The sequence below is a fragment of the Allocoleopsis sp. genome, from assembly GCF_036703385.1.
Taxonomy (GTDB): Bacteria; Cyanobacteriota; Cyanobacteriia; order Cyanobacteriales; family Coleofasciculaceae; genus Allocoleopsis.
Genome location: NZ_DATNPA010000737.1, coordinates 1 through 11,098, shown reverse-complemented (window position 1 = coordinate 11,098; position 11,098 = coordinate 1). Strand labels below are relative to the sequence as shown.

The 11,098-nt window shown below is 46.3% G+C and carries 8 protein-coding genes; 1 reads left to right on the top strand and 7 read right to left on the bottom strand.

The genetic code is table 11. From position 1 onward, the window contains the following. From V6C93_RS34800 to V6C93_RS34775, 6 genes are all read right to left on the bottom strand, one after another. A partial coding sequence (locus tag V6C93_RS34800; RefSeq protein ID WP_333481270.1) for a HAMP domain-containing protein occupies positions 1–632 on the bottom strand: 632 nt, incomplete at its 3' end. A 324-nt stretch (positions 633–956) separates the two neighbouring features. After that, complete coding sequence (locus V6C93_RS34795; protein WP_333481269.1) at positions 957–1,490, bottom strand: chemotaxis protein CheW; 534 nt, start codon at positions 1,488–1,490, stop codon at positions 957–959. Beyond that, positions 1,465–1,842 (bottom strand): response regulator transcription factor, encoded by a 378-nt coding sequence (locus tag V6C93_RS34790; RefSeq protein ID WP_333481268.1) that lies wholly within the window; start codon positions 1,840–1,842, stop codon positions 1,465–1,467. Before V6C93_RS34790 ends, V6C93_RS34795 begins: the two co-directional genes overlap by 26 nt. 128 nt (positions 1,843–1,970) lie before the next feature. Further along, positions 1,971–3,041: a response regulator gene (locus tag V6C93_RS34785; protein ID WP_333481267.1), complete on the bottom strand. Its 1,071-nt coding sequence runs from the start codon at positions 3,039–3,041 to the stop codon at positions 1,971–1,973. A 1,113-nt stretch (positions 3,042–4,154) separates the two neighbouring features. Continuing rightward, positions 4,155–6,893, bottom strand: a complete 2,739-nt coding sequence (gene bcsA / locus V6C93_RS34780; protein WP_333481266.1) for a UDP-forming cellulose synthase catalytic subunit — start codon at positions 6,891–6,893, stop codon at positions 4,155–4,157. 183 nt (positions 6,894–7,076) lie between these two features. Further along, positions 7,077–9,377, bottom strand: coding sequence for a cellulose biosynthesis cyclic di-GMP-binding regulatory protein BcsB (locus V6C93_RS34775; protein ID WP_333481265.1), 2,301 nt, complete (start codon positions 9,375–9,377; stop codon positions 7,077–7,079). A gap of 4 nt (positions 9,378–9,381) precedes the next feature. On the opposite strand from V6C93_RS34775, the gene V6C93_RS34770 reads away from it, so the two are divergent. Further along, positions 9,382–9,792 (top strand): hypothetical protein, encoded by a 411-nt coding sequence (locus V6C93_RS34770; protein ID WP_333481264.1) that lies wholly within the window; start codon positions 9,382–9,384, stop codon positions 9,790–9,792. Positions 9,793–10,055: 263 nt separating this feature from the next. Here the strand turns inward: V6C93_RS34770 and V6C93_RS34765 are convergent, their stop codons facing one another. Then, positions 10,056–10,865, bottom strand: a complete 810-nt coding sequence (locus tag V6C93_RS34765) for a WecB/TagA/CpsF family glycosyltransferase (RefSeq protein WP_333481263.1) — start codon at positions 10,863–10,865, stop codon at positions 10,056–10,058. Positions 10,866–11,098 lie beyond the last annotated feature (233 nt).

The following is an 11,098-nucleotide window of genomic DNA, read 5'->3' as shown; positions in this document are numbered from 1 at the left end:
CGGTTGATGTTATATCCCAGAAGGGCAAGTTCGTCAGAGCCTTCCACCACAAGAGGAGTATTGGTTTCCCCTTTGCTCAGTTTGTCGAGAGCATCGCTTGCTTGTCGTATGGGTCCGATGAGACGTTCGGCAAGGAGGGTTGCGATAAAACCTGCCAGTGTTCCTGTCGCCACGAGGCCACTGAGCAGGATGAGGGCGAGTTGACTTTCGAGTGCTTGACGCTGTTGGTCGTTGACCACTGGGCGCGACACTCCTGAGTCCTTGATTTCTTGTTTAAGCGTATTTTTGATGACAACAAAGCTGGTTCCCCCAATGGCGACGACTGGGAGTATACCAAGGGCAATGGCTAACGCTGTCGCTTTGGTTTTTAAGCTCATCAGCTCCCACCAAGAAACTGCCCTGGAGCTGCTGGGTTGTTGAGAGGATACGTAGGAAGACGGTGTGGGAGTACTGGTCTCCAACACCTGCCAATTTCCCGACGGCACACTTCGTAAAGGTGTCTGTTTACTCCCTTCCGTCACAGATTGAGTCAAGAGTGAGTGACTATAGCCGTTGCTGATTACGCTATGCGTGATTGGTGTATTGGGCTTTTGGTTATCACTATTGCTGGCTGTATTGAATTGTTTAACCATGAAACAAGTACCATTACGTGATAATAAATCGGTAAGCAGAAAGTTAAAATTCAACTGAAGGCTGAAGGATGAAGTATAAAATTACCCCACCCATAAAGGGACGGGGCAAGACTCATCGAGCCTAATTTTTTCTCGCCCCGACAAGACGAGGTATGTGCTGATAAATTTCCACTTCATCCTTCATTCTTCATCCTTTATACTTCAGACTTTTTTAGGCAAAAATCACGCATTTCCAGCAAGGATAGAAACCTTTCCTGATTTTCAATGCTTAATTTTTTCTTGCTGATTTTTCATAGTTTATGCTTCATAAATCCTCTTTATTTCCTAAGTGTTATGGAGAAGAGGCGAACGCATGATTGCCTCGGCATCTAGCGCTAATAAAATTTCTTGCTCAAAGAAAACACATCCACGTAAATAGGGCACTAAACCTGATGAAACTTGTCCAAGTGGAGGTTGAATGGACTCCGGCGTTAGGCGCACTACACCTTCTACTGACTGCACAATGAGCAGTAAAGAAACTGACCCGTTATTAATAATCACGCTATTGTAATGTTGAACATTGACTTCGACTCCGGGTAAGCCCAGCATCTTGGCCAAGTCAATCACCCACAGCACCTTACTGCGCCGATTTTGTAATCCCATGACATAGGGAGGCATATTCGGCATGGGTGTCAGACGCCCAATTGGTAAGACAAAAACTTCTTGAGCCTGACTCATTGATAAAACAGCCGATGTTTGTTGCCCCAAATGAAACTTAAGATAAGCATCCCCCAGATTTTTTTTGTTGGTCTTCGGGGAGGTTATGCGGGCGAGTGCTGAACTATTCATTAAATCAAACGGCGACGGCTTTGATGGCACGAAGGATTTGCTCACGGGTAAAAGGTTTGGTTAGGTAGGCATCAGCACCTTGTTTCATCCCCCAGAGGCGATCAATCTCTTGGTCTTTGGACGAACAAATGACAATGGGAACCTTTTCTGTATCCGGATGAGTCTTGAGGCGACGACACAACTCAAAACCACTCATTCCTGGCATAACTACATCAGTAATAATTACATCCGGCTTTTGCTCCGAAACTTTATTGAGAGCTTCTTTAGCTCCAACGGCATTGATTACGGTATAACCCCCTTCTCTTAAGTAATGGCTAATTAATTCCAGCTCAGAGAGGTTATCATCTACGATTAAAATTGTGCCCATCACACTTTTACTCATGCGTCCTGGCCTCGCGATTAATTAACTCTAGATGGCTAATTGGGGTTCGGCTAAGGTGTACAATCTACTCATTTTTTCCGAAACATCCGAGCATTTTCTCCTGAGCTTTTGGCTCACTTAAAGACCCCCTACGATAAGTGCTTAAACACCATCTTGAGTAACTCTGACTGGTTGAAAGGCTTGGTTAAGTAGCCTGATGCTCTTACCAATTTAGCTTTGGCGCGGTCGAGAAAGCCTGTATTTCCCGTTACCATGACAATTGGCGTATTCTTAAAAAGTGAATGCTTCCTCAACAGAGAACATAGCTCATAGCCATCTAGGTTTGGCATCTCAACATCCAGCAAAATCAAGTCTGGCTTGATTCTGACCACTTGCATTAACGCTCTTACCGGGTCATTAATCATGACAACGGAGAAACTCTTATCATCCAGAAAAGAATTAATAGCATTTAAAACGGTTGGACTGTCGTCAATGCAAGCAATTGTGTAGGTACTTTTCGTGAGTTTTTTCCCTGGCGGTAATCCGGCTGGATTGGCTGGAGGGGTTGGAGATGTTGTACTAGTTTGGGTAGGATTGGTTGGAACTAATTCAAGCTTAGTTGGAGTGCCATTTTGAGCAACAGAGTCAGTTCGCTGTCCTGAAGTGGCACTGGGCGATTGTGCAGGTTGTTGTCGTCGTAACTGTTCATGACAGCGTTCAACTATCGTGCGCAGATCCAGACGGCAAAATCTAGGCAGTCCCTCTAATTTGTCTTGTTCAATTAATTGATAGCTTCCTTCTTTCACCGCCAGAAGTGACACAATCACCTCTTCCGCCAACTCTTCGATGAGACTAGCTGCCTCTTGAGAGTTGAGATACTGTTGATTGACCAACCAGCAAATGGCTTGGTAATCAGGATTTTGACTGGACTGACTCTCCAAGTCAGATTCAAATATGAGACGAACCTGTACCCGAACTGCGCTGACAAGCGTAGGAATTTGACGACTGAGGCGACGCAAGTGACGATCTAGCCGCTCAAATGGGTCAGATGAATCTGATGCATAAATTAGTTTTCCCTGCTCCAGATAGATTGACCAAGAAACAGAGCCGCTAGATACTTGTAAACACCCATTAGCCTGACGACTAGATAATTGCGCTAATAACGAGAGTGGGTTCAGCCTTTGGGAAGATCTGTAGCTAGCCATAGAAATGGTGTTCATTTGTATCTACCTGGGTCTCATCCAATCGTTGAAACTAGAAGGGGTGAATTTCGTTTTACAAGTCACCCAAAACAAGGCAAGAGCATCGGTGGTGCTATTTCTCCCGATCTTGAGCTATCTCAGACGAACAAAAAAACGCCTGTGTTGCCGCTCTTAACTAACACTTCAAAAAGATTAAATCTTTTCCTGTTAATCCCTGAAGAGCGAAAAAAAGTGAATAGCTAATCTCAAGCAGGGAGTAGCTGCCTACCCGAATTATGTGTTGAAAATAGATAGCACCTTGAGGGGACTGATGACTGTATTATTCTCTACCCAGCTGCGGTCTTTTTCTCGGCTCTTGGCTAGAGCTTCTTGTTGCCAAAAAGGCGTGAGCTAGTAACCTGTAAAGCTGGCAGTAACCACTGTCTGAAATGCGAAAATTCACGTCATATAAGCTCTCTCGTCTCTCTCGTCCGTGAGTTGATGGTGAAACTCAAGAGCGGTAATGCATCCTCTGAAAACGAAAAATTTATGTTTGAGGGTAGATGAACAAGTTCTTAACCTGTTATTTACAAGTTTAACAGGCTTTACCCAGAAAACAGGTAAAGTGCCTATGAAGGGCTATAAAACTCGATGAAGATCATATGATCTAGTTTTAATTTATTAAGAGAATAAAAGCAGCATTGATTTGTCTAGGGTGAGGAGAAAATTAGAAGAATTAAATCTTATTAAACCCCAATTTATTGTAAATTTATACTAAATTTTTCCGGATAAAAAAGTGCTGGAAAATACGTGAGGCAAAATGCTGTGCGGCGACAAGGCTAGAGTACAGAATTTACACACTCAGGTTATTTGTTGAGATGGGGACGAGGGTGTGGGGTGTCGGGTTTAGTAAGGATTTGGGTAATTTAACCACACCTTACCCCCTACCCCCCACACTTAACGCCAACCCTTGATTTTTCGTTCCAGGGCGTAAGTTCTGAGCAGTGAATCAAAAAAAAGCGCGTGGGCTTCCCTTAAAAGTTCTCGCCTGAAAAATTCAAAACAAATCCCAATTATCGAGGATAAAAATCCTCTAACAGTAGGCTGGACGAACTAGCAGGATTCAGACGCAGATAATCAGCTCTTACCTGTTTAGTTAAGTATCGTCAAAAGCCGTTTAATTTTGGCTTGCTGCTGTCGTTTTAACGACTCTGGAAAACTTAACTCAATAGCAAAAAGGTTAGTGTTTACACTGGCGAAATTATTGCTAGGCTCCGCAAGGTTTTCGACTTGAACGGCGCTTTCATTCAAAGTATTTTCTGTCGAGTTGCCCTCTCCCGCCATGCGTTCAGAGCTAGAGCGCATCACTGAACTAGGTTGGCTAACAGAGGTAGTAGCCAACGGTTCTATTGTTTCCACCTTCGCCAACAAACTAGTCGTCTGTGGGTCATTTTCCGTCTGACTCAGCAGTAAACCAATGAGTGGTTGTGTGTTCTGCATAATTTCCAGATTGAAAATATCGCTGCCATCGATTTCCAAGCGAACATCTTGCGTTCCGATTTCCGTGAGGCGAGCTGTATAGGAGTGACCTTCCCAACCTTCCCAGTACAGAGAGGCAAAACCATTCACTTGTTTGCGGACTTTCACCCCAATAGCGGGTCGGAATTCGCGGAAGACGCGTCTGATACTGGTAATGATGAACTTAAACGATTCAATGGGATCGTCCGTCTCCGTACGTGTCTGCGAGTACCACTGCTTCACATCAGAATAGATAACCAACGTCAGGTCATCAATCTGGGTGCGGGTGGGTTCAACAAAATCAATGAATAGTCTGGCTTGAAGTTTTGACGTAGCGATCGCACGAATGACTCGCCCATTCATCAATGCCCGTGTGCCATAGTCTCCCACGAGTTCAATTTTGATTTCATCGGGGATGTTAGGCCATTCATCCAGCAAAATTTGGCAACCGCTTTCACTCACATCTACCGTTTTACCTGTCCAACTTTGGTTGAAACTGTGAACGACTGCTGTCAGTTTCCGAGGCAGTCGGTGAGCTCGGCGCAGTTGGGGTTGCTCGAAAGCCACCAAAATTGCCGCCAAAAGCAGGAACAAGTTAAAGATACACCAGAAGGTGTTGATCAAGACGGCCTGGGTATCCTCTGGCGACAGCCACAGCCAGAAGGGAACGGCAAGCAAGGACGCGGCAGCGATCGCACCGACAATCACCAGGTATCGCACCGAGTCAAAGTCAAAGCTGCGTTTGGTCACGCTCAAGCCCTTATCCGTTACGTTAAACGTACCCAGCTTTGGGTTAATCAAGGCTAACAAAGTGACAATTCCCGCCTGGAACGACATCGCGAACTCAAAAATCTCATTCCAGAACGAGAAACGAACGTGCTTGTAGGGGATGTGGTTCGTCTGCATCGACAGGAAAATGTGAGGCAGAGCGTAGAATAAAGTTTCTAATCCCAAACCTTTGACCGAGTTGATGCCAAATAAGAGAAATAGGGGCGGGGCGATCGCGTACATCAACCGGGGAAAGCCATAGAAAAAGTGCGAGGTGGCGCTAAAGTAGCAAAGCCGCTGAGGAATCGTTAAGTTCAGTTTGGGGTTGATCAGCGGGTTTTCGATCCGGAGAATCTGAGCCATCCCCCGTGCCCAGCGAACCTGTTGCCCCACATAGGCAGAAAATTTCTCCGGTGCTAAGCCCGCCACCATAATTTTGTCGTAGTAGATGGATTCGTACCCCAGAGAGTGCAGGCGGAAGGCGGTGTGGCAGTCCTCCGTCACGGTTTCGGTAGCAATCCCGCCAATTTGCAGGGCGTAGTCTTTGCGAATGACAGCGGCTGAGCCACAAAAGAAGGCAGCATTCCAGAAGTCGTTGCCCTTTTGCAGAACTTTGTAAAACAGTTCATTACCCACTGGGATTTTACCGCCGGTGAGGAGGTTGCGCTCAAACGGGTCTGGGTTATAGAACCAGTGGGGGGTTTGGACGAAGGCGACGTTGGGGTTAAAGAAGAAGCCAACGGTGTGCATCAAAAAGTGCTTGACAGGCATGTGGTCGCAGTCAAGAATCAGCACTAAATCCCCGTCAGTGCGTTTAAAGGCGGTATTAATATTTCCGGCTTTGGCGTGGTCGTTGTTATCCCGTGTTAGCATCGTTGCGCCAAGTTCTTCACACATTTGGCGCAACTCTTGCCTCCGGGCTTTATATTTTTCAGCTCGACCATCATCTAGAACGTAAACATGTTTTTTCTCGGCGGGATAGTCGATGGCGAGAGCGCACAACGTTGTTTTGCGGACAATCTCTACATCCTCGTTATAAGTCGGAATATAAATATCAACTTTGGGCCACTGTTCTTGGGGATAAAGGGAGAGCTCTACGGGCTTTCTATCTTTTATTTTTAAGGTCTGAAAGTAGGCGAGGATGAGGGTAATAATGGCATAAAGTTCTGCTGTAAACAGCAAGAAACAGAACGTTCCATTAATGATATCGTCGAAATTTAGAGTGTAATTAATGCGATAGTACAGGTAGCGCACCGTTGTAATTACACTTAGTACAATCAAAAATAAGTGAAGATATTCACTCGTTTTTTTGGTGGGTTGCTGCTCCTCCATCTGAAGAATAAAGCGTCCCACGGCGATTAAGAGCGCAGCGACTATCCCTTGCTGCCAGATGGCTGTACGTACTGTAATCAGGGGAGACATGAGCCAAACCAGCGACACAATCAACAGCAGTAGCTGACTGACTGAGAGCCACCGTAAAACCTTGTCAAACGCCTGAGGCACACGCTCAACCAGCAAGTCCGATAGCCGCTTTCGCTGCTTGTCGGAAATTCTAATGCGCTTACGACTGGGTTTCTCTCTTATCTTTGAGGATGTACTCGTCATAATAATTCAAAATTCTTGCATTATAAATTCAAAAAGTACCCCCTAGCTGCTCTTCTAGGGTTAAGAAATAAGGCTATGGGTTCATTGATTCTTTTTCCATCTAAAGGAAGGAACATGTATCTTTGGAACCAATTCAACAAAGTCTTTGCTGAGTGAACTTTGAATGCGTGAATGCTTGAATTCTTACTTCTCCTGACCAGCAATTTTCTTGAGGTACTGCTGGACAACGCCGTAAAGAATGAGAGTCGCGGCTACCATGGCGGGCCCTAACATGAACCAACTTCCTGTTACGAATCGGAAAACTTGGCGTTGTACAGGTGTTTTATCAACGGTACGCTTGGGTTCGCGCTGTAGAAATTCAAGGTTATAGGCATTTGGATCATAACTTTCAGGATTAGCGGTGTTGGCACTAATGAGTGCTGTGTCTTCCTTGAGTTGGAAGAACAAGGGGTCTTGACGCAAAAAGTCTTGCACTTGCTTCAAGCCGTTTTCGGTTTGAGCGGTCAGAGCCAAGAGGACTTTGTCGTTGGCATAAGGTGAGATAATTTCCTTGATAACGCCAGAGGAGTCGGGTAACGTTGTCACCTCGCTTTTAACCCGTTGACGTTCTAGCTGGTCTTTTAGCTGAAAGTCACCTGACTTGAGTACTTCTGGAAATGGGAATGTCTTTTGTGTACCAATTCCCACCAACTGGCGCTTTTTGAGCAGTTCTTTGGGAATGGAGTTGATGGTGTAAGCGTCTAACTGCACCGATTTGGCTTTGCTCAAGCGGCCCAATCTGGTGCTGAACTCCAGTAAGGTTGCGAGTTCATTCGGTGAGGGTTCCTTAGGAACCACAATTGCCGTACTCGATAAATCCTGAGGCGCGGCAAAGGGGAAACCGTACCGCAGCCGCTCGAGGTCTGGCAACTGAACTGCATTATTGCGCTTGACTTCAAAGCTGGTATCTGCGTGCAATGTACCCCATAGCTGTTGGTCGGTCACCCGGCTACAGGAACGACGTTCTCGCGCATCAAGGCGGAAATCCACCTGAATTTTGGAGGTGGGTTTGATTAGGTCTCCAGGCAGAGCAACTCTCAGTGTCTCTCGGTTTTTGCCATCGATGGATGTGAGGCGTTTGCCAATCAACGAAACCCCATCCAGCTTCACTTCCACTAATGAGGTTTTGGCATTAATTTGCGGGCCGTAGCTGTATTTCAGGGTCATGGTGTTACCCTGCCCAAACTGGTCGTCTGGCAGTGCCCGGAAGTCAAAGACAATCGGTGGTGAATCCGACCCCCGAACCGTTACATCCTGAAGGGGTTTGTTATCACGACTTTTGAGGTCCGAGAGTTTGAAGGTGTCAGTGTTGGGCAAATACCCAGGCCAATCGCGGACGTTGGGGGTTGGCACCAAGGTAAGATTTTTGACGATGATGCTTTGACCCGTCCCGATTTGGCGGTCTTTGGCTTGCACCAAAAACTGGACGGCTTTGGCGACACCAACGGGTCCATTGCCTGTCGCCACCAGTACTGGTGCTTTTTTGTCTGGGGTGGTCGTTAACATCAACACCCCAACATCTGGCGGGAAAGCCTTCTTTTTATCGTCGAGCAGCTGATTGTCTTTCAGGGATACCGACAGGTTGAGAGACTTCAGGATTGGCTGTTGCTCTGGTGTCCCGATGATAATGAGGCGCTCAGCTGGGGCGGTTCGCGGCACGTTTTTCCCAACTTCGTCTAGGGTTTTGACGAGGCGGGTATCCATGCGGCGGTAATCGGCTAAGCGTCCTAAGGTGGCTTGGAAGCGACTGGTTGAGGTTAGCCAGGTATCGTCAACTTTGCTTGGCAGCAGATAAGCAATTTGATTAGGAAATAAGCTGAGTTCGTCAAAAATTGGGTAGGGGAAGCGATTGAAGTCGAGGCTGGCGGCTTGAGGCGTAAAGTCAAAGACAATTTTTGAATCGGGCAGAATCTCCGTCCACAGCGACGGGTCGAAGGGGTCTTGGGTACAAGTGGGGGAGTTGTTTTGCAGTGCCCCAATGGTTAGTTCGTTATAATTTTGAAGCAGCGAGAGCGGCACATTAAAGACCGCATTGCCGATTTCGCCATCTTTGCGGTTGAGCGGGATACTGCCGATACTTGCGCCGTTAAGGAGAACCGTCAGGTTGGAGCGTGTGGCATAAAGGGCTGGAGAATGGCGATAGCGGATTTGGGCTTTGATGGATTTGATTTTCCAGTCGCGGGGACGGGTAAACCCTAGCCGCGATTCGTCATAAATGCCCCGCAAGCTGAAGCGCGTGCCCACCACTGGAGAACGATTGAATTCTAAGACGTAGGGGTCTCCGGAGGGAGGCGCAGCAACCTCTTCCCCTTTGACCGGTGGATTGGCGAGGGGAAACCCGTTAGGGGAGCGTTCTTTGCTCTCGTTAATATTGTTTTCCCGTAGGGTTTCTGTTGATGGGGAGGCGTTGGGGGCCGCAGGCTCGTCACTCTGGGCAAGCGCCAAGGTTGTGCTCAATCCAAGGGGAACAGCGCAGCAGAGTGCCAACAGCCATACTAAAGATTGTCGCTGGAAGCGATATCGGCGGCGGCTCTTTGAGCGACGATTGCGTGGATTTTTGCTTCGATTAAATGCGGGTAGATGGGCAAATGCCTTGCAAAAAAAGGGTTTCATCAGCTGGAGTGGTGAAGTCGGGTTACAGGATGCTGCCCTTGATGCCCATCCCCTGAAGGGGATTGGAATTGTTAAAAAAAAAGTCCTACGACGCTGGTCAAAGCTGAACCGTTGGGCACGATTCGCTCAAAGTACAGATGCTTCAAAAGAGCGTATCTATACGTTAGGGGGTGCCACCTACTTGATACAGAGTCTTTACAACTTGATCCGGATGAGCCAGTACGTTGAACGTCCCGCTCTCTTTTAGTCAATTCAGTTTTAACAAATCTGCCGAGAAGTCCCCAGCAACCGGAGTGGTGGGGATGAAAGGTGGAGCGGACGGAGATATCTCCGTCCGCCAATTTAATTGAAAACTAGTTTGGGGGCTATAAGTTCTATGCAAAAATCTTCGATTTGCCGTAGGAGGATGTTATACCATTTCTCTTTTTGTAAGCTACACCTTCCCCTTACTCCATGCCCTATGCCCCATGCCCGTCTCCAATTTGTAGCTGGTATGAGAGGGAATTGGTATTACTCAATCGTCTTTACCATTTGTTTGCCTGAGATTTCCTGATACGGCTCTGAATAATTAGGACTAAAGGGATCGACATAAAGATTGAGTTTTTGCTTGGCGATTAGCCAAAAGAAAGAAGGCCCATGCACCAAGTACCGTTTCCATAGCCTTCTGGGTTCAGCGAGTAATCGGTAAAGCCATTCTAAACCAATTTCACTGACCCACTTTGGCGCTCTTTTGATATTGCCAGCTTCAAAATCAATCGTCGCACCAATGGCTAGGAACATCTTGATGTTTTGCAGTTTATCTTTGTACTTACAGATAAACTTTTCTTGTTTGGGAGCACCAACCCCTACGGCGAGAACTGTCGCCCCTGATTGGTTAATCAGGTCAATTATTTTGGCGCATTCTTCTTCATTTTTTTCAAATCCGAAAGAAGGAGAATGAGCTCCGACAATTATGTCTCTTCCAATTTTGGTATTAATTTTCTCTTGAGCTTGTCGAGCGACTCCTTCGCGAGCTCCGACGAGGAAGATTTTGACATCTTCGTTGGTTTTGTGATATTCGTAAAACGCTGGAAAAAGGTCAGAACCGGAAATTTTCTCTTTGATGGGTGACCCCAAAAGCCTAGATACAAAGAATAAGATTTTGCTGTCACACAGTTGGTAGGTAGCCGCCTGGTAGGTCTTATAAAATTCTGAATCACTTTGGAGTTTCATTAAGTGATCGACATTAGGGGTAAAGACAATACCGCTTTTAAACTTTTCAAAAAATTCTAACTGTGATAGGTTATCAATAGACACATTTAGAATTTTGACTTTGTTCATCTTACTTATCCTACCTTTATGTGTCCTTGAGGCTTTTGGTGGAGGAATTCCTAATTCCTATCAAGGAAACTACTGAATTCATAATCTGTTATTTAACTATACGAATGCCTTTTGGGGGCTTGCAAGTCAAAGCTACTGAATTCACTGTTTCTTTACGGGAATCTCTCCGTTGCTTCACTATTTCTTTATCCACTCAATGAAGGATTCCCAAAGGCTGCAAATTCCTCCTTAAG

Excerpts from the sequence above, each read along its gene's own strand:
- bcsA (WP_333481266.1), bottom strand. The coding sequence starts at position 6,893 with ATGACGAGTACATCCTCAAAGATAAGAGAGAAACCCAGTCGTAAGCGC.
- V6C93_RS34785 (WP_333481267.1), bottom strand. The coding sequence starts at position 3,041 with ATGAACACCATTTCTATGGCTAGCTACAGATCTTCCCAAAGGCTGAAC.
- V6C93_RS34765 (WP_333481263.1), bottom strand. The coding sequence starts at position 10,865 with ATGAACAAAGTCAAAATTCTAAATGTGTCTATTGATAACCTATCACAG.
- V6C93_RS34790 (WP_333481268.1), bottom strand. The coding sequence starts at position 1,842 with ATGAGTAAAAGTGTGATGGGCACAATTTTAATCGTAGATGATAACCTC.